Here is a 19,470-nt window from a genome sequence, read left to right on the forward strand (position 1 = left end):
AAATACCTTAAGCCCAAAGTAATTGGAGTTGCAGGTAGGTGGCAAGCCAACACCCCTGCAGCTTCAAGTACGACGGGTAGGATGAGAAGAGAGTCTATGGCTGCGAATAAGCCGACTATCAAAGCACCGAGTCGATACGGTGACATCATTTTCAGTGCACTGGTTAAACTGGCTGCGCTGATTACCCTATTTCTGCTGGGCGGCATCATCATTTCACTGATTGTTGCCTCCTGGCCTAGTATCGAGAAATTTGGTTGGGCCTTCCTGTGGACCAAAGAGTGGGATGCCCCGGCGGAGCAGTTTGGTGCCTTAGTGCCAATTTATGGCACTGTCGTCACCTCGGTGATTGCCCTGATCATTGCAGTTCCGGTCAGTTTTGGTATCGCCTTGTTCTTAACTGAACTGGCTCCGAACTGGTTAAAACGCCCGCTAGGTATCGCAATCGAACTGTTAGCGGCGATCCCCAGTATTGTTTACGGCATGTGGGGCCTGTTTGTCTTCGCACCCCTCTTTGCCCGCTATTTCCAGGAACCAGTCGGCAACGTAATGTCCGGCATCCCGATTGTGGGTGTACTGTTCTCTGGTCCGGCATTCGGCATCGGCATTCTGGCCGCGGGTGTCATCTTAGCTATCATGATTATTCCTTACATTGCCGCAGTCATGCGCGATGTGTTTGAACAAACGCCGGTGATGATGAAAGAGTCCGCTTACGGCATTGGCTGCACCACCTGGGAAGTTATCTGGCGCATTGTGCTGCCTTATACCAAAAACGGGGTTATTGGTGGCGTGATGTTGGGGCTGGGCCGTGCATTAGGGGAAACCATGGCGGTGACCTTTATTATCGGCAACACCTATCAGCTCGACAGCTTCTCGCTGTTTATGCCAGGCAATAGTATTACCTCGGCGTTGGCGAATGAGTTTGCCGAAGCTGAATCTGGTCTGCACACCGCAGCATTGATGGAGTTGGGCCTGATCTTGTTCGTCATTACCTTTATCGTGCTGGCTTTATCTAAGCTAATGATCCTGCGTCTGGCTAAGAAAGAGGGGCGTTAAGATGGCGACGATGGATATGCAAAGTGATGCGACGCTGATGGAAACCCGCCGTAAAAAGCAGGCATGGCGTCGTCAAAAGAACCGAATCGCCTTATTGCTTTCAATGGCGACGATGGCGTTTGGCCTGTTTTGGTTAGTGTGGATTTTGTTCTCGACGGTCACCAAAGGTATTGATGGCATGTCGCTGGCGCTGTTTACCGAAATGACACCGCCACCGAATACTGCTGGCGGCGGTTTGGCGAATGCGATTGCCGGTAGTGGGTTGTTAATTCTATGGGCGACAGTGATTGGTACGCCACTGGGTATCATGGCGGGGATCTATCTGGCCGAATATGGGCGTAAATCCTGGCTGGCGGAGATCACCCGCTTTATCAATGACATTTTGTTATCAGCCCCCTCTATCGTGGTCGGCCTGTTTGTCTACACCATCGTGGTCGCCAAGATGGAGCACTTCTCCGGTTGGGCGGGGGTGATTGCACTGGCGCTATTACAAGTGCCGATTGTTATCCGTACCACCGAGAATATGTTGAAGCTGGTACCTGACAGCCTGCGTGAAGCCGCGTATGCACTGGGAACACCGAAGTGGCGCATGATTTCGGCCATTACGCTAAAAGCCTCTATCTCCGGTATTTTGACCGGTATCTTATTGGCCGTGGCGCGTATTGCCGGTGAAACTGCACCCTTGTTGTTCACCTCGCTCTCCAACCAGTTCTGGAGTACCGATTTGACTCGGCCAATTGCTAACTTGCCGGTCACCATCTTTAAGTTTGCCATGAGCCCGTTTGCCGAATGGCAACAACTGGCCTGGGCCGGGGTGCTGTTGATTACCCTGTGTGTACTGTTACTGAATATTCTGGCTCGCGTTGTTTTCGCTAAGAAAAAGTATTAATTGGCTGAGAGAACATCAGCTATTAGCAATAGAAAATACCGATTCGCCAATAAATTCCAAAATGCGGCTCCGGCGGCATTGGCTAAAAGAGAGAAGTCTTGATGAGTATGGCTACTGACACCAACAACAGCAAAATTCAGGTTCGCGATCTGAACTTCTACTACGGCAAATTCCATGCGCTGAAGAATATTTCGCTGGATATTGCCAAAAACCAGGTCACAGCATTCATCGGCCCATCAGGTTGCGGCAAGTCGACACTGCTGCGTACCTTCAACAAAATGTATCAGCTCTATCCGGATCAGCGTGCTGAAGGTGACATCTTGCTGGATGGCCAGAATATCCTGACCGATAAACAAGATATTGCGTTATTGCGGGCGAAAGTGGGCATGGTTTTCCAAAAACCGACGCCATTCCCCATGTCGATTTACGATAACATCGCTTTTGGCGTAAAACTGTTTGAAAACCTGTCTCGTGCGGATATGGATGAGCGGGTGCAATGGGCGCTAACCAAAGCGGCACTGTGGAATGAAACCAAAGATAAGCTGCACCAGAGCGGTTATAGCTTGTCGGGTGGACAGCAGCAGCGCCTCTGTATTGCGCGCGGTATCGCAATCCGCCCGGATGTTTTGCTGCTTGATGAGCCTTGCTCGGCGCTTGATCCAATCTCCACTGGCCGAATTGAAGAGCTGATCAGTGAATTGAAGTCTGATTACACGGTGGTGATTGTGACGCACAACATGCAACAAGCGGCTCGTTGTTCAGATCACACGGCATTTATGTATCTGGGCGAGTTAATTGAATTCAGTGATACCGATACCCTGTTTACCGCGCCACAGCAGAAACAGACGGAAGATTATATTACAGGTCGCTATGGCTGATCGGCCTATCCCCGTCATACTTCAAGCTGCATGTGCGTTGGCTGCTTTCGTTCACCCCAGTCACTTACTTGAGTAAGCTCCTGGGGATTCGCTCAATTGCCGCCTTCCTGCAACTCGAATTATTTAGGGTATACATCAATTTCTATTATTTATATGTACGGGAAGTATTATGGATAACTTGAATCTCAATAAACATATTTCCGGCCAGTTCAACGCAGAACTTGAGCATATCCGCACCCAGGTTTTAACTATGGGTGGGCTGGTGGAACAACAATTATCTGACGCCATCACCGCCATGCATAATCAGGACGGTGAGTTAGCCAAGCAGGTCATTGCTGGCGATAAAAAGGTCAACATGATGGAAGTGGCCATTGATGAAGCCTGTGTGCGCATCATTGCCAAACGTCAGCCAACCGCCAGTGATTTGCGGTTAGTGATGGCTATCATCAAGACTATTTCTGAGCTGGAACGTATCGGTGATGTGGCGGATAAAATCTGCCGCACCGCATTGGAAAAATTCTCCCATCAGCACCAACCTTTGTTAGTGAGCCTCGAGTCGCTAGGTCGCCACACGGTGCAGATGTTGCATGATGTGCTGGATGCTTTCGCGCGCATGGATTTGGATGAAGCTATCCGAATTTATCGCGAAGATAGGAAGGTCGATCAGGAGTATGAAGGCATCGTGCGCCAATTGATGACCTATATGATGGAAGATCCGCGCACCATCCCCAGTGTGCTAACCGCGCTATTCTGTGCCCGCTCGATTGAGCGCATCGGCGACCGCTGCCAAAATATTTGTGAATTTATTTTCTACTTTGTCAAAGGGCATGATTTCCGCCACCTGGGTGGTGATGACTTAGAGAAACTGCTCTCCAATAAGAGTGAAAAATAATATATCCCCCAATCAGGCTGTGTATTGATGCTTGATTGGGGGATGACTTTTACTAGACCAGAACACTTCAGTGAATATCGCCCCCACCCTTGCATTATCCTCTAGGCTATTATCCAAAAAACGTTAATTCCATATTGTTTTGTATCTGTTTATATTCCGCCATCAATTGATTGACATAATGCCATAGTCTTATGTTTATTTATGTGGGTGTTATTTTTTTTGAGTGATTACTTTGTGGAAATATAATTTCCGCTGCAGGGGGGATTATTTTCCTGGTTAAGGCTAAAGCTCAACTCAATTTCAGATCACATGAATTCATATCACTATTAATACGTTTTTACACTGGGCGGGATAAGTGAACATGCGTCTGTATATACCAAAAAATGTAGCCCTTAGCCTGTTTTGGGTGCTATGGGGTGCCGCTTTAGTAGGTTATATGGTCTACAATTTATTTTTTTATCTTCTTCTTGCGCCTACTTTATTCCTCATTTTTATTCTGATAACTATTATGTTTAAAAAGAAAGAAAACAGTCATAACACGGTGTCTACAATGGTCAACTCTTCTCTACAATCCAATACGCCACTATCTAACTCACCATCAGACTCCGTGAAGACCAACACTATTATCGCGGCGGGAACAAAAATAAAAGGAGATATTAATCTTGATGGTGATATTCAAATCTACGGTATGGTGAACGGGAATATTACGGTAAATGAAGGCACGATAAGGTTGATGCGTAGTGGTCAGATTGAAGGCAATTTAACGGCCCCCAACATGACGGTTGATGGGCGCATTGATGGTGTTTGTATTTCCGATCATCTGGAAATTTTAGAGAATGGCCGCTTAAACGGCATTGTGAAAGGCAGTAATTTCTCCATCAAAAAAGGCGGCATCTTTATTGGTCAATCAGAGATTACGGAAGAACCAGTTAGTCTGCCTAGGAAAGTCAAATCTGCAATCATGGAGACTCAGGAAAAGCCCAAAGCAGCAGTGGCAAGACCCGATACCCTCGATGACAGTAAATAATTCTGCCTGATGACATTTTTGAAACATATACTAATGACACGATTGGGTCGAAATGTGCGGCTACAATCGTGTTATTAGCCTATGAGAGCAGAATGAATATTCACTGTTTTTATATGGATAAATTGAAGTGGAGGTTTTATGGAGACCCCATCCTCCGGCGTTTCACTTACCATATATCCCACTTTCTTTCTCAATATAATTAGGCTCATTCACTGAGATTAATTAGTTATAAACATATCGTTTTATATTATTTCCTGACCTAACGATGAGTTGCTAGCTTATGCATATCGCAACATCTCAATCATCTTAGGAGCTTTCAATGAAGCAATCTCTGACCACCAAAAAAAGCGCTCTGGCATTAACCTTGCTAGCCGGCCTGGCGACACTTTCTGCTACAGCTCACGCCGATAAGCTGGATGACATCAAGCAAGCGGGTGTGGTGCGGATTGCCGTTTTTGATAGCAACCCCCCTTTTGGCTATATCGATCCGCAGACTAAAAAACTGGTGGGCTATGATGTGGATGTGGCGAACGCGATTGCCAAAGATTTAGGGGTAAAAGTGGAACTGCGGGCAACTAACCCGGCTAACCGTATTCCACTGCTGACGTCGAAGAAAGTCGATCTGATTGCGGCCAACTTTACCATCACTGATGAGCGCGCCAAGGAAGTTAACTTCAGCCTGCCCTATTTTGCCACCGGTCAGAAATTTATCGCCCATAAAGGGGTGCTGAAAACGCCGGAAGATATCCGCAAATTACGTATCGGGGCTGATAAAGGCACGGTACAGGAGATAACTCTGCGTGAGCACTACCCAACGGCAAAAGTGATCTCTTATGATGATACGCCACTGGCATTTACTGCCCTGCGTAATGGTAACGTTCAAGCCATCACTCAGGATGATGCAAAATTAGTGGGTCTGTTGGGTAACCTGCCCGCAGCGCAAAAAGCGGATTTTGAGATTTCACCCTTCAGTATCACCAAAGAGTACCAGGGCGTGGGTATTCCTAAGGGTGAGGAGCGCCTAACAGCCACAGTGAACGAAACATTGGTTAAGCTGGAAAAAGAGGGCGAAGCGGCAAAAATTTATGACCGCTGGTTCGGGCCGGCAACCAATGCCGCTCAGCCACGGGGCGAGTTTAAATTTGCACCTTTAGATCAACAGCCTAAGGCCTGATTTAACGCGTGAAACACCCAAGCCCTGCATCATTATGATGCGGGGCTGTTTGCATTACAGCGGGTATAGGGACATATGAATCTACATCATCTCACTGACTGGCTGCTGGCCCCGCAATATCTCGGCTGGCTGTGGAGCGGTTTTCTGCTCACCTTGTGGATCTCCGCCTGCACGGTGGTGGCCTCGACGCTATTGGGCTTTTTATTGGCAGCGGCCAGAGATAGCGAAAATAGAGCGCTACAGTGGTTTGCCATGGGCTACAGCACCCTATTTCGCAATACGCCACTGCTGATCCAGCTGTTCTTTTGGTACTTTGCTGCCAGCCAACTCCTGCCCGCCGCTTGGATCCCTTGGCTGAACTCTCCCCATGAAATCACCCTGCTCGGGTTAACCCTGAACTGGCCCTCTTTTGAGTTTTTAGCCGGTTTTATCGGGCTGACCCTCTACTCCACGGCGTTTATTGCGGAGGAGCTGCGAGCCGGTATCAGCGGCGTAGCGAAAGGGCAAAAATATGCTGCACATGCGCTGGGATTAACGGGTTGGCAATCGATGCGCCATGTGGTGTTGCCGCAGGCGTTGAAAATCGCGATGCCGCCATTGCTGGGCCAATATATGAATATTATTAAAAACTCCTCTTTGGCGATGGCGATTGGTGTTGCTGAACTCTCCTATGCATCCCGTCAGGTGGAAACCGAGACATTGCGGACATTTCAGGCATTTGGCGTGGCAACGGTGCTGTATATCGCCATTATTGCGCTGATCGAAGCGTGGGGCATGTGGCGTCAACAACGAACTGCCATCAGAGGGCATTAAGATGGATTTTACAATTATTGCCGATAACTGGAGTTATCTGCTGTGGGGCACCTACCCGGATGGTCCGCTGGGCGGGGCGGCATTAACCGTGCTGATCAGTATTATGGCGGGGGTCGCTTCCGCTATTTTAGGCACTATATTGGGGGTGGCGCTGGCGATGTCTCGCGGTGTCTGGGCGGGCATATTAGCGGCTGTTTTAGGTTTTTTCCGCGCTATTCCCGTGATTATGCTGATTTTTTGGACCTATTTCCTGCTACCGATAGTGTTTGGCGTGGATATTCCCGAAATCACCACCGTGGTGTGTGCGCTGGCGTTGATTGCATCCGCCTATCTGGCTCATGCGGTGAAAGCCGGAATTGTGGCGATAGGTGCGGGTCAATGGCAGGCGGGTCTGTCGCTCGGCTTTAACCGCTGGCAGGTTTTAGGGTTTGTGGTGTTGCCGCAAGCACTGCGCATGATGGTGCCATCATTTATTAATCAATGGATCTCATTGATTAAAGATACCTCGCTGGCTTATATCGTCGGGGTGAATGAGCTGACGTTTTTGGCGACTCAGGTCAATAATCGCAGCATGGTTTACCCGATGGAAGTGTTTCTGTTTGTGGCGCTGGTCTACTTTGTTCTCTGTCTGGCGCTGGATCTGCTGGCGAATGGCCTTAACCGCCGCTTCAGCCCACAGCATGTTATTAAGCAGCAAAGCGCCATTAAAGGTTCATGGCGCTGGTGGCGAAATAAAGTGGCACTGCCGTCAACTAGTCGCGGGTGATACGCCAGCCTTTTTCACGCCATAGATCAGGCAGTTGCTGCATATCATCGAACATGGTGACCAGCGGGTGGTGGATCGGCTGATTGTGCGGATCGGCGCAGTAGTAAAAGACAGGAATGCCTGCCGCGATCCCGGCATGTGTTCCGGCAGCGGAGTCTTCCACCAGAATGCAGCGCTCAGCCGCGACCTGCATCTCTTCTGCCGCATGGTAAATCAGCGCCGGATCGGGCTTCCAGCTTTGAATGTCGTAGCCGCTATAGAGCCTATCTTCAAAGAAGGGGCGCAAGCCCGTCAGGCCAAGGGAGTGCTGCATTTTGCTCACCGGCCCGTTGGATACCACACAAACCGGCAGCGTAATTTGCTCTAGCAGCGCCTTTGCACCGGCGATCGGTTGCAATTGGGCATCAAATAAGCGGGCGACTTCTGCGCGATAGAGTTTTTCCAGCGTTTCAATCTGTTGGTTCAGGCCGTTCTCTTTGCTCACCAACGCGACGATCTCATTCAGTTTCACGCCTTTAAAGCGCTTAATCACCTGCTCCAGTGATAAGTGAATGTCGTAATGGGCAAACATCACCACATAAGCCTGGCAGCACAGCACTTCGCTATCCACCAGGGTGCCATCGCAATCGAACATAACGCAATCTATCTGGTTCACTCAATTCCCTTATTTTCGTATCTATTAATCGAGACTTACCCCCTTCTTACTTTAATCATCCTGACTCAGAATGCGATACATAATTACCCTGCTAGCAATATAACGAATACTAAACGAATAAAATTCAATACGTTGAATGACGAGGATTAGCACCATGCCGATGTTGCGCAACAGAGGCGATAAAAAACAGACAAAAAAGAGTGTGATCCCGCTCTTAAGATTGGTTTTTTGTTATAGGATGTTCCCAACTATCACTCCCTTCTTGTGGAACGCCTTATGAGTCAACCAAACCTTGATACTGAGCAGGGGCTGCTCGAACGTGTTTTTAAACTGAAGCAACATGGCACCACGGCACGTACTGAATTGATTGCCGGTATCACCACCTTCCTGACCATGGTCTATATCGTGTTCGTTAACCCGCAGATTTTAGGGGTTGCGGGGATGGATGTGCAGGCAGTATTCGTCACTACCTGCTTGATCGCCGCTTTTGGCAGCATTTTTATGGGCTTATTGGCGAACTTACCCGTAGCACTGGCACCGGCGATGGGGCTGAACGCTTTCTTCGCTTTTGTGGTGGTTGGCGCGATGGGCATTTCATGGCAGGTTGGCATGGGGGCTATTTTCTGGGGCGCAATCGGTTTCCTTTTGCTGACTATTTTCCGCATTCGCTATTGGATGATTGCCAACATCCCGCTGAGCCTGCGCGTGGGGATCACCAGCGGTATCGGCCTGTTTATTGCCATGATGGGGCTGAAAAATGCCGGTATCGTGGTCGCCAACCCGGATACATTGGTAACCGTGGGTAACCTGACCTCTCACAGCGTGCTGCTGGGGGCGCTGGGCTTCTTTATTATCGCGATACTGGCATCACGCAATATCCATGCTGCGGTGCTGGTTTCTATCGTGGTAACTACCCTGATTGGCTGGGCGCTGGGTGATGTGCACTACTCAGGTATTTTCTCCATGCCGCCAAGTGTGACCTCGGTAGTCGGGCAGGTTGATCTGGCTGGGGCGCTGAATATTGGTATGGCGGGGATCATTTTCTCCTTCATGCTGGTTAACCTATTTGATTCATCCGGCACATTGATTGGCGTGACGGATAAAGCGGGCTTAACTGACGATAAAGGCAAGTTTCCGCGCATGAAACAAGCGCTGTACGTCGATAGTATCAGCTCTGTTGCCGGTGCTTTTATCGGTACTTCGTCAGTGACGGCCTATATCGAAAGCTCCTCCGGGGTTTCTGTCGGTGGCCGTACCGGCCTAACTGCCGTGGTGGTGGGGATCTTGTTCCTGCTGGTGATGTTTGTTTCGCCACTGGCGGGTATGGTGCCCGCCTATGCTGCTGCCGGGGCACTGATTTATGTGGGCGTACTGATGACCTCCAGCTTATCCCGCGTGAAGTGGGATGATCTGACCGAGGCGGTTCCGGCGTTTGTCACTGCCGTGATGATGCCATTCAGCTTCTCAATTACCGAAGGTATCGCGCTGGGCTTTATCTCTTATTGCCTGATGAAGTTAGGTACTGGCCGCTGGCGTGAAATCAGCCCATGCGTTGTAGTTGTTGCGCTGCTGTTTGTGCTGAAAATTGCTTTTGTTGACCACTGATCGCCAGTGATTGACCTCTGATCTTAAAAACGCCCCCCTTTCGACACGAGGGAGGGGGCGTCTTATTGATAATCTTATGCTTTCAACTGAGCGCTAATTTGCTCCAGTGCCTTGGTGGCACATTGCGCATCCAGATGCCCACCCGGCGCACCGGCAACACCCACCGCACCCACCACTTCATCACCCGCTTTCACTGGCACACCGCCACCTAACAGCAAGAAGCCCGGAATATCTTTCAGATTATTGGCCGCCGGCGTTTTTTGGCTGTTCTCCATCACTTGCCGGCTTGGCGTTTTAGTCGAGAGCGCAGTAAAGGCTTTCTGTTCACTGGCTTTAACCGTATGTGGCCCTGCATTATCTGCGCGCAGCACGGTTTTGATGATACCGGCACGATCTACCACCGTGACCGCGACGTTATAGCCATCAGCCTGACAAACCGCAAGGGTACGGCTCGCCAAATCAGTCGCCAGCGCCAGAGAGATATTGCGTTCAGTGTTGAGACCCGCCGCAGAGGCTTGTGCTATTAGGCCAATGAATAAGGCAGAGGTGAGGGCAATAGGCTTGATCATATAAAATCCTTATTGTTAGCGACGTGATTTCATCACAGTGCCATCATCCTACGGTGATAAGTGATGAAAAAATATTCGGCTAACTACCCGTTTTGCTACGTACTTTTACGTATTCTTCTTTGGGGGATGGCTGTCCATCAATGGCGCGTAATACTGAATCAGTAGTGCCAGCGAGCTAACCTCCAGTTTTGCAAAGATATTTGCGCGATGAGCCTCCACGGTTCGCGGTGAAAGAGACAAAATATGTGCAATTTGTTTACTGGTCTCCCCCTGAATAATCAGGGCGGCCACTTCTCGCTCGCGGGGCGAGAGTTGGCTGAGCAACTGTTGATAGCCTGCTAACTGGCGATAAGTTGCCAGCGCCTGCTCATGTTGCTCTAGCGCCTGGCTGACGGTTTCAATCAGTACGTCGGCATCAATAGGTTTGGTCAGGAACTCCAATGCGCCGCCCTTAAAGGCGCGGCGGCACAATTCAATGTTACCGTGCCCCGTCATTATGATGACCGGTAGTGAGCTATCACGAGACTGAATGGCTTCCAATACCGCCATCCCACTTTTACCGGGCATTCTGATGTCAACCAGTACACAACTGGGGTGAGTGACCACCAAAGTGTCGAGGAAGGTCTGGCCGTCGCTGAATGCTATGACCTCCCAGCTCATGGTGGCAAGTAGCGCGGCGAGTGCGGCGCGAACCCCTGCGTCGTCATCAATAAGATAAATCTGTTTGGTCATGCTTCCCGCCTGTCGTTATGGGAAAATGTGGTTATGGGGAAAGTCAGGATAAAACAGGCGCCCCCCTGTTCGCTATTTCCTGCTTTTATGTCGCCCCCCATTCGCTGCACCAATGTTTCGCACAGAGTCAGCCCCAATCCCAATCCACTCTCGCGGGTGGTGTAGAAGGGGGTAAACAGGTTGTCCAACTGCTGTTGGCTCAGTCCTGGGCCATTATCTTTGATTTGGATAACCCACTGTTTTGGCTGGTGGTTAACCCGGAAATAGAGTGTCGGCGCGGGGGTATCTTGCAGAGCGTGAATTGCATTGCTAAGCAAATTATGAAAAACCTGCTCCAGCCAGAGCGGATCACTCTGGAGTGGCGGTAAATGGGCCGGGATGTCGCTGTGCACTGTCAGATTGACGGCGCTAATCTCTTGTTTTAACAGCCCGTTAACCCGCTGCCAGACATCGGCCACAATCACCGGTTGTAAGTTGACCTGCCCACGACTGAGTAGTGTGCGTAGGCGGTCAAGCAGCGCGGCGATGCGCTTGATCTGCTCAACCGAGGCCACTAACAATGGCGCGACTTTTTCGTCATGCGGTGGTAACAGTCGCAGCGCGGTCTGGTTATAGCTCAGGGTGGCGGTGAGTGGCTGATTCAACTCATGGGCGATACCGGTCGCAATCTCCCCCATAGCATTGAGTCTGGCCTGATCGGCGAATTTAGCCCGCTGTTCGGCGTGCAAGCGGTGCTGCGCCAACTGTTGCCAGCGGTGCCAACCATACAGGGCGGCGGCGGTGATCAGCGAAAGCAGCAGGGCGGTTAACCAAGGCAAATTACGCCAAACGGGGGTGGCATGGCCGATTAAGGTGAATGATTGCACCCCCTCTCCCAACGGCTTTTGCCACTGCCAGAAACTTTCAGGCGCTGAATGGCCCAGTAGCGCGAGTTGATGCTGCTGATAGCGCAATACCAGGCTGTCAAAGTGAGCGGGCAAACCCACCACTTGCAGCAGTCGCTGGCCGTTAACCTGCAAGCTACTGCCGTTGTATGAGTTAGATAAGCGGTAATCCCCACCCAGAATTTGCAGGCTGAGCTGGCCGGCTTTTGATCTGTCTGCCGCTGTTTGGCTGATGGCCGCCAGTTGCGGTAAGTGGCGCTGTAGCTGCGTCAGTTGGCTCGGCTCCAGCGCTAAAAACAGAATCGCCTGCTGCTGGGCCAGTTGTTGGCTCAGTTCTCGGTGAGTGGTGCGAAAATCCGCCTCACGTTCAGCTTGTTGGGTGTTTAGCCCGTACCAACCCAGCCAAAGTGTGGATATCAGGGTCAGGGTCAACCAGACAGTGATTTTAATGGCCATCGGTCAGCAGCATCCGCAAAAGAGAGTGGCAGGTGTGGGTACAGAGTGGCTCCCCAATGCCCGCAGGTTTGTGGGGAGCTTTGGAATTGTGGGGTAAGGGCTTACTTCTCGCGCACACGATCAATGTAAGTAGCAAAAGCAGCAAGCTGTTTTGTCAGGAAATCCAGTGTCCCTTGCTCGGAAAGCTCTTTGGTTTGTTCATCTACTTTGGTTTGAATCACCCCGCCCATAAATTCAGGCTTATTCATCACCATTGCATCGAGGAAGACCAAAATCTGGCGCAGATGATATTGGCAACGTGCACCGCCAATCGGCCCCATAGAGCTGGTTTGAATCGCCACCGGTTTGCCCGCCAGCGGCTGATTCGGTAAACGGGATAGCCAGTCGATCGCATTCTTCAAGCCGCCGGGGACGGAGTAGTTATACTCAGGTGTCACGATAATCACGCCATCCGCCTGACGAATTTGGTCCGCAATGGCCTGAACTGTGGTTGGGAAGCCATCTTCCTGTTGTACATCAGCATCATAAAGCGGAATGTCGCGAATAGACGGCAGAGCTTCAATGGTGACACCCGCGGGCGCTAATTTAGGCAGCGCGCGGGCGACCATCGCATTGTAAGAACCACTGCGCAGGCTACCCAGCAGGGTAACGATTTTAAGGGGTTGCTGTGACATGACATACTCCCATTCAGTAAATGAGTAACACTGGTTCACCACCAGAGTAGGACAAACTTGCGCGATATAACAATGACTATCTGCCGCTCCCCGGTTGAAAATTTCACTTAACTCTTTGTCATCCGCGGATTAATTACACTGAAATTGTGATCGGCGGATAGAAATGGAAAAATCGTTTCAATCCGTTATCAAGTCTGCGCACGGAGTGCCGTTAATAGATCTGGAGCTATCCAGCTCTCTGACATTGAGCGACACGATAATGCTAAAAACCACTCAAGCCCGATTCACCTTACTCGTTAGTGTGTTTTTCATTCTTTTGCTAGTCATCACTCTGGTGGTGATTCAGCTTTTTATCACACCACAACTCAAACAATCTGAAAGCACTATTGTTGGCAATAGCGTTGACCAAATTGCGACGGCCATCACCGCGCAAATGAATAAAGTGGAAGCCCAGGCCCGCAGTATTACTCAGGCGGTTGCCATTATGGACAGTAGCACCATCGACTCACTATTACCGGGCTTGGTGGATCAATATGGCGACAGCAATGTATTCGGCGGCGGTATTTGGCCTCTGCCCAATAAACGTGAGCAAGGGGTGGCGAAATTCAGCACCTTTTTTGCCCGTAATGGGGAAAATAAGTTAACGGTTAACACCCATTGGAACTCCCCAGAGTCGCAAAATTATTTTGAGCAGTCGTGGTACAAAGATGGCTTAAAAGCACCGAAAGGCTTCTGCGCCTGGGCTAAAGCCTATCAGGATGACGCCAGCCCGCAGCCGAGAACCAACTGTGCGATGGCGATCTATAAAGGCAACGAGGCATATGGTGTTTCAACCATTGACGTCACTTTAGGCTTCTTTAACCGCCTGGTTAAAGAGATGGAGCAGAAAGTGAACGGCACCATTCTGATTGTCGAAGCGGATGGTAAGATTGTGGGTAGCAGCGCCTTGGCTGACGGCAAAGCAGAGCTAAAAAATCTCTCTGATTTTGCCGCTAGTTTGCCGATGGCGGCCGAAACCCAGCAGTTGTTGCCAAAAATGAGAGAGCAAAAATCGCTGGAAAGCGAATTCGATGTCGATGGCACCTCACACACCCTGTTTATTCGTCCGATCGCCAATAGCCCATGGTATTTGGTCACTGACCTGCCAACCAGCTTATTGGTCAAACAGAGTCACAGTATCCTGATGCATCTGGGGCTAGTCCAGATCCCTATCATGCTGTTATTACTGATTTTCTTGGTGTTCTCTATCCGCGTGTTTATGAAGCGCTTAGCGAATTTGAAAGAAAACATCACCGCATTGTCTGCGGGCGGGGCCGATTTAACCCAGCGTTTGCCGGAAAGCAGCAGTCCGGAGTTCAATGCCATTAACCAGAGTTTCAATGCATTTATCGACTATTTGCAGCAAATGATGCGTCAGGTCGGAGAGAGCAGTTTGGCTATTGCGTCGGCATCGCGCGAGATCGCCAGCGGTAATCTGGACTTGTCTGCCCGTACCGAAGATCAGGCCAGTTCAATTGAAGAGACGGCGGCCTCGATGGATCAGTTGACCAGTACCGTGAAGCAAAATGCAGATAACGCCAGCCATGCTAATCAATTGGCGATGGATGCTTCAGCCGTGGCGGTGAAAGGCAGTACGGTAGTGAAAAAAGTGGTGGATACCATGGGTTCCATCAATCATTCATCGAAGAAAATTGTCGATATCATCAGTGTGATTGACAGCATTGCCTTCCAAACCAATATCCTGGCGCTGAATGCGGCAGTGGAGGCCGCCAGAGCGGGTGAGCAGGGGCGTGGTTTTGCGGTAGTGGCATCGGAGGTGCGTAATTTGGCGCAGCGTTCGGCAACTTCCGCCCGCGAGATTAAAAAGCTGATTGAAGATTCGGTGTCTGATATTGCGATTGGTACAGGTCTAGTGGCTGATGCGGGCACCACCATGGATGATTTGATGAGCGGTGTTTCCAATGTGGCGGCATTGATGAATGAGATTATGTCATCCAGCCAGGAGCAGAGTTTGGGTATCGAGCAGGTTAATTTGGCGATTAATCAGTTAGATAACGCGACTCAGCAAAATGCGGCGCTGGTGGAGCAAGTAGCGGCAGCGGCTCAAGCCATGCAGGATCAAACCTTACAGTTAGAAAGTGTGATTAGCGGCTTTAAGGTTTAATTAAGTACGGTATTTTTGCTGAAATTCTTAGTGACTCGATCTTAAGTGGTGAGGATAGGTAGAGGAGTAAAGCGTCCGCGCCAGGGATGGCGCGGCTCGAGCCATCAGGGAGGCGTGTTTTTAAAAAAGAAGTACGGCGTCTTTACGATCTACCTATTCTCTCCGCCGCAGGCACCTTACGTATAAATCTAACTCTAACTCTAACTCTAACTCTAACTCTCTTTGGCTTACTCACGGCGAATTTTACTGGCAAATAAATTGCCCAGTGATTGGATTAACTGCACAGTAATAATTAATACAATGGCGGTAGTGACCGTCACAAAAGTATCAAAACGCTGATAACCATAAGTAATAGCTAAATCCCCGATCCCGCCGCCGCCCACAGTTCCCGCCATTGCCGTTGCACCAATTAAGCCAATGGTGGCGGTGGTTAGGGCCAATATTAACGATGACAAGGCTTCGGGTAACAGAAAATACCAAATCGCCTGCAAAGGGGTCGCGCCCATTGATTTTGCGGCCTCCAGAATACCGGGGTTCACATCCAGTAATGAGTTCTCTACCAGTCGACCAATATAGGGCGCGATAAAAATAATCAGCGGCACAATCGCTCCCGGTGTCCCAATAGTGGTATTCACAATCAGGCGTGTTAGCGGAATAATCGCCACCATCAGAATAATAAAGGGCAGTGATCGGATGATATTGATCACGGGATTGAGAATATTATAAAAGGTACGATTCTTAATTAATCCGCCCGGCCGCGTCACCACCAGTAAAATTCCCAGAGGTATGCCAATAAGAGAACCGATCACCAATGAGATACTGACCATCACCAGTGTGTCGTGCAGCGCTTGAATAAATTGGTCTAGTGTAATGGCGGTTTCGATCATCAACTTATTTCCTGTATATCAATACCGGTTTCCGTCAGATAATTGACGGCATCATCAATGGTGTGATCCTCGCCTGTTAATAACAGCACCATGTGGCCGAGAGTGATGTCCTGTATCTCTGACATGTTGGCAAACAGAATATTAACGCCAATGTCATACTGCTTGATAAGCTGATTGATCACCGGCTGAGTGGCTATTGACCCCATAAAGGCTAATTGGAATTGGCGACCGGCATGGCTATTATCCAACAGCTTTTTCACACTATCGGGTAAACTATCTTTTATTACGGTGCGGACGAAATTAAGAGTGGTGGGATGAGTCGGGTGACCAAACACCGTTAATACTGATCCTTGCTCAATAATTTGGCCGTTCTCCATCACTGCCACCTTATTGCATATTTTTTGAATCACTGACATTTCATGAGTAATCAGCAAAACCGTAATGTTGTATTGCTGGTTGATTTTCTTCAGCAATAATAAAATCTGGGCGGTTGTTTGTGGATCCAGTGAGGACGTGGCCTCATCACATAATAGGATCGACGGATTGGTTGCCAGTGCGCGCGCAATACCTACCCGTTGCTTCTGGCCACCCGATAATTCGTTAGGAAAGCTGTGGCTTTTATCGCCTAAGCCAACAAAATCTAACAGTTCAGCAACTCTCTCCTGAATGAATTTTTTGTTTTTTCCCAATAGAATTAGCGGCATAGCGACATTTTTAAAAACCGTTTTTGATTCCAGTAAATTGAAGTTTTGGAATATCATACCAATATTTTTTTTCAGCAGCCGGAGCTGCTCATGACTAAAGTCATGCAGATTTTTACCATCAATAATTACATTTCCTGATGTCGGGCTCTCCAGCGAGTTGACCATCCGTAATAAGGTGCTTTTCCCTGCACCGCTATAACCGATGATGCCAAATATATCGCCATCTTCGACGGTTAAGCTGACATTATTCAATGCCTGTAGCTTGATACCTTTGCGCTCAAAAGTTTTAGAAACATACTGAAGTTCAATCATCAGGTTATTCCATTAGTTCAGATAATCAGGAAGCATATAACCTGTGTACTTTTCGTTTTCCAGAATATATTTTTTGAATTCAGGCGAGTGATATCCGGAAATAATATCTTTGGCAAACTCAGCGTCTTTATTCTTACCGGCAACGGTAACCACATTAACAAATTGTGTGGTGGGTTTTTCAAGTTGCAGAGCTGAGGTGAGTTTTATTCCGTTAGAGACAGCAAAATTACCCTGAATAGCACCAAAGTCGACATCAGGCAGCGCCCTGACTTGCTGGGCATTATCCATCTCTTTGATCACCAGGTGATACGGATTTTCCGCAATATCTTTCTGCGAGAAGGTCGCAGGATCAATTCTCTCTTTCAGCTTTATCCAGCCAATAGATTGCAGCAAGAGTGCCGCACGGTACTCATTTGAGGGTTGGTTCGGAACTGAAATCCATGCGCCATCTTTGGGCTTATCTTCTTTTTGGTGCTTATTGGAATACAGCCCCATGGGTGGCGTTGGCACCTGAACAATACCTGTATTATCTATGCGCAGCCGGTCATTTATTGCTTGCAGATAAATCGGATGCTGCATGATATTGCCATCAATCTCACCAGTGCTGACAGCATTATTGACCTGAATGCCATCATTGAAATCTTTATATTCGATACTGTAGCCTTTTTTTATCAGATAGGGGGCCACACCCTTTTCGAATTGTTCTTTATAGGGTCCGGGATTAAACCCTAACTTAATCAATTTCTGCTCCTCACTGTGAGCATTCAGTGAAGTTAAAATAATTAAGCTAAGGAGTGGTACTGTCAGTGAAGCTATTTTCATCATCATTTCCCTGTGGAATAAATATTAATTCAGTATCTAAAGGAGAATTTATTCACAAGGTTGCAGGCGATTGCGTTATCCGTAAACGAAGAATATAGACTTAACTTATCCATTATAAAGCTATAGCGATATCAAAGAGAGTATAAGGGAGGGGGAGTTATAAGAAGATTATCAACCCGCTGCGTGCTGATGTTGCCGCAGCGGGTTTTAGTGCAATAAACCTGAGTTTAGCCCTGGATCAGATTCGGGATTTTCACATCAGGATTAACATCGGCGTCATAGTCCACACCGTCGATCGAGAAACCGAACAGATTGAGGAACTCGGTTTTATAGCCAACAAAATCAGTCAGTTGATAGATGTTGTCATTGGTAACTTGATCCCACAACTGCTGCACCTGGCTTTGCACTTCAGGAGCCAGCTCTTTGTAGTCCGCGCGCAGACGGCCCTCTTGATCCATATGTGGCGCGTTGCCACACAGGCTATCTTTATACAGAGAGTAGACCTGCTCGATACAACCTTCGTGAGTGCCTTTCTCTTTCATCACTTTGAATAACAGTGACAAATAGAGTGGCATCATTGGAATGGCAGAGCTGGCTTGAGTAACAACCGCTTTTAGCACTGACACTCGGGCATCGCCGCCGCCGTGGGCTGCCAGGCTATCGCGGATAGCCAGTACCTTTTGGTCCAGATCCTTTTTGGCTGCGCCAATGGAGCCGTTCCAGTAGATATCATGGGTGATCTTCTCGCCCAGGTAGGTGAAGGCGGTGGTTTGCGCACCTTCAGCCAGCACGCCTGCTTCCAACAGTGCATCAATCCACATCTGCCAGTCTTCGCCACCCATGACCGCAACTGTGTTGTCGATCTCTTCCTGGGTTGCCGGTTGCAACACGGCCTCTTTGATCACTTCTTTGTCGGTATCAAGACCACGGAATTTAACTTCATGGCCGATAGGTTTCAGTGTGGAGTTGAACACTTCACCGGTTTTCGGGTGAGTACGGCGTGGCGAGGCCAGGCTGTAGATCACCTGATCAACTTGACCTAAATCTTGTTTGATAGCGTCAATGGTCAGTTGTTTAATCTGATCGGAGAAAGCATCACCATTGATGCTCTTCGCGTACAGACCTTTTTGCTCGGCAAACTTATGGAATGCCGCGCTATTGTACCAACCAGAGGTCGCGGGTTTGCTCTCTTCGCCAGGACGTTCGAAGAAAACACCCAAGGTATCGGCACCACAACCAAATGCTGCTGTGATGCGGGCTGCCAACCCGTATCCTGTTGACGCGCCAATCACTAATACTCGTTTTGGACCGTTAGCGATTGGGCCTGCTGCGGTGACATAGTCGATTTGCTTTTTGACGTTGGCTTCACAGCCCACCGGGTGAGCAGTCACACAGATAAAGCCGCGTACACGTGGTTTTATAATCATGGATACCTCAAATTTAGGGATATAGTTAAGTGTTCGAGCCACTGGCAGTGCTGATTTTGCTCGCTCAAGCCGCTGCACAGTTCAGAC

The 19,470-nt window shown here is 49.1% G+C and carries 19 protein-coding genes; 10 read left to right on the top strand and 9 right to left on the bottom strand.

Annotated features, from left to right (window positions below; all coding sequences use genetic code 11):
- Window positions 1–96: 96 nt before the first annotated feature.
- The 8 genes from pstC (at window position 97) to AACW11_RS19370 (ending at window position 7,492) form a co-directional block, all read left to right on the top strand.
- Window positions 97–1,053, top strand: a complete 957-nt coding sequence (gene pstC, locus AACW11_RS19335) for a phosphate ABC transporter permease PstC (protein WP_212585220.1) — start codon at window positions 97–99, stop codon at window positions 1,051–1,053.
- Window position 1,054: 1 nt separating this feature from the next.
- Entirely contained in the window at window positions 1,055–1,942 is an 888-nt protein-coding gene (gene pstA, locus AACW11_RS19340) for a phosphate ABC transporter permease PstA (protein WP_005271516.1), read from the top strand.
- Between the two features lie 101 nt (window positions 1,943–2,043).
- Window positions 2,044–2,820: a phosphate ABC transporter ATP-binding protein PstB gene (gene pstB, locus AACW11_RS19345; protein ID WP_032814808.1), complete on the top strand. Its 777-nt coding sequence runs from the start codon at window positions 2,044–2,046 to the stop codon at window positions 2,818–2,820.
- Window positions 2,821–2,989: 169 nt separating this feature from the next.
- The gene (phoU, locus tag AACW11_RS19350) at window positions 2,990–3,712 is read left to right on the top strand and encodes a phosphate signaling complex protein PhoU (protein WP_005271518.1); all 723 of its coding nucleotides are present in this window, start codon (window positions 2,990–2,992) and stop codon (window positions 3,710–3,712) included.
- Between the two features lie 361 nt (window positions 3,713–4,073).
- A complete protein-coding gene (locus AACW11_RS19355; RefSeq protein WP_212585221.1) occupies window positions 4,074–4,739 on the top strand; it encodes a bactofilin family protein in 666 nt (221 codons plus the stop codon).
- Between the two features lie 319 nt (window positions 4,740–5,058).
- The gene (locus tag AACW11_RS19360) at window positions 5,059–5,913 is read left to right on the top strand and encodes an ABC transporter substrate-binding protein (RefSeq protein WP_212585222.1); all 855 of its coding nucleotides are present in this window, start codon (window positions 5,059–5,061) and stop codon (window positions 5,911–5,913) included.
- A 75-nt stretch (window positions 5,914–5,988) separates the two neighbouring features.
- Window positions 5,989–6,726 carry an amino acid ABC transporter permease gene (locus AACW11_RS19365; protein WP_212585223.1) on the top strand — a complete coding sequence of 246 codons (738 nt, stop codon included), beginning with the start codon at window positions 5,989–5,991 and terminating at the stop codon, window positions 6,724–6,726.
- Between the two features lies 1 nt (window position 6,727).
- The gene (locus tag AACW11_RS19370) at window positions 6,728–7,492 is read left to right on the top strand and encodes an amino acid ABC transporter permease (RefSeq protein WP_212585224.1); all 765 of its coding nucleotides are present in this window, start codon (window positions 6,728–6,730) and stop codon (window positions 7,490–7,492) included.
- Here the strand turns inward: AACW11_RS19370 and yieH are convergent.
- Complete coding sequence (gene yieH / locus AACW11_RS19375; protein ID WP_212585225.1) at window positions 7,479–8,147, bottom strand: 6-phosphogluconate phosphatase; 669 nt, start codon at window positions 8,145–8,147, stop codon at window positions 7,479–7,481. The two genes, AACW11_RS19370 and yieH, sit on opposite strands and share 14 nt — an antisense overlap.
- 276 nt (window positions 8,148–8,423) lie before the next feature.
- On the opposite strand from yieH, the gene AACW11_RS19380 reads away from it, so the two are divergent.
- Window positions 8,424–9,752 (top strand): NCS2 family permease, encoded by a 1,329-nt coding sequence (locus AACW11_RS19380; protein ID WP_212585226.1) that lies wholly within the window; start codon window positions 8,424–8,426, stop codon window positions 9,750–9,752.
- Between the two features lie 74 nt (window positions 9,753–9,826).
- Here AACW11_RS19380 and AACW11_RS19385 read toward each other — a convergent pair whose 3' ends face one another.
- From AACW11_RS19385 to AACW11_RS19400, 4 genes are all read right to left on the bottom strand, one after another.
- Complete coding sequence (locus tag AACW11_RS19385; RefSeq protein ID WP_212585227.1) at window positions 9,827–10,321, bottom strand: GlcG/HbpS family heme-binding protein; 495 nt, start codon at window positions 10,319–10,321, stop codon at window positions 9,827–9,829.
- A gap of 105 nt (window positions 10,322–10,426) precedes the next feature.
- Window positions 10,427–11,053, bottom strand: coding sequence for a response regulator transcription factor (locus AACW11_RS19390; protein WP_212585228.1), 627 nt, complete (start codon window positions 11,051–11,053; stop codon window positions 10,427–10,429).
- Complete coding sequence (locus AACW11_RS19395; RefSeq protein WP_212585229.1) at window positions 11,050–12,393, bottom strand: sensor histidine kinase; 1,344 nt, start codon at window positions 12,391–12,393, stop codon at window positions 11,050–11,052. The genes AACW11_RS19390 and AACW11_RS19395 overlap by 4 nt, the downstream gene beginning before the upstream one ends.
- A gap of 101 nt (window positions 12,394–12,494) precedes the next feature.
- Entirely contained in the window at window positions 12,495–13,067 is a 573-nt protein-coding gene (locus AACW11_RS19400) for an NADPH-dependent FMN reductase (RefSeq protein WP_212585230.1), read from the bottom strand.
- Window positions 13,068–13,326: 259 nt separating this feature from the next.
- On the opposite strand from AACW11_RS19400, the gene AACW11_RS19405 reads away from it, so the two are divergent.
- The gene (locus AACW11_RS19405) at window positions 13,327–15,231 is read left to right on the top strand and encodes a methyl-accepting chemotaxis protein (RefSeq protein ID WP_212585298.1); all 1,905 of its coding nucleotides are present in this window, start codon (window positions 13,327–13,329) and stop codon (window positions 15,229–15,231) included.
- 227 nt (window positions 15,232–15,458) lie between these two features.
- On the opposite strand, the gene AACW11_RS19410 is transcribed toward AACW11_RS19405, so the two are convergent.
- The 4 genes from AACW11_RS19410 to fabV all read right to left on the bottom strand — a co-directional run bounded on the left by AACW11_RS19410 (window position 15,459) and on the right by fabV (window position 19,383).
- A complete protein-coding gene (locus tag AACW11_RS19410; protein WP_050113356.1) occupies window positions 15,459–16,118 on the bottom strand; it encodes a methionine ABC transporter permease in 660 nt (219 codons plus the stop codon).
- Window positions 16,118–17,134 (bottom strand): methionine ABC transporter ATP-binding protein, encoded by a 1,017-nt coding sequence (locus AACW11_RS19415; RefSeq protein ID WP_212585231.1) that lies wholly within the window; start codon window positions 17,132–17,134, stop codon window positions 16,118–16,120. The genes AACW11_RS19410 and AACW11_RS19415 overlap by 1 nt, the downstream gene beginning before the upstream one ends.
- Window positions 17,135–17,146: 12 nt before the next feature.
- Entirely contained in the window at window positions 17,147–17,962 is an 816-nt protein-coding gene (locus AACW11_RS19420) for a MetQ/NlpA family ABC transporter substrate-binding protein (RefSeq protein ID WP_445285834.1), read from the bottom strand.
- Window positions 17,963–18,183: 221 nt separating this feature from the next.
- Window positions 18,184–19,383: an enoyl-ACP reductase FabV gene (gene fabV, locus AACW11_RS19425; RefSeq protein WP_212585233.1), complete on the bottom strand. Its 1,200-nt coding sequence runs from the start codon at window positions 19,381–19,383 to the stop codon at window positions 18,184–18,186.
- Between the last annotated feature and the right edge of the window lie 87 nt (window positions 19,384–19,470).

The sequence above is a fragment of the Yersinia sp. Marseille-Q3913 genome (assembly GCF_963892745.1).
In the GTDB taxonomy this organism is placed as follows: domain Bacteria; phylum Pseudomonadota; class Gammaproteobacteria; order Enterobacterales; family Enterobacteriaceae; genus Yersinia; species Yersinia bercovieri.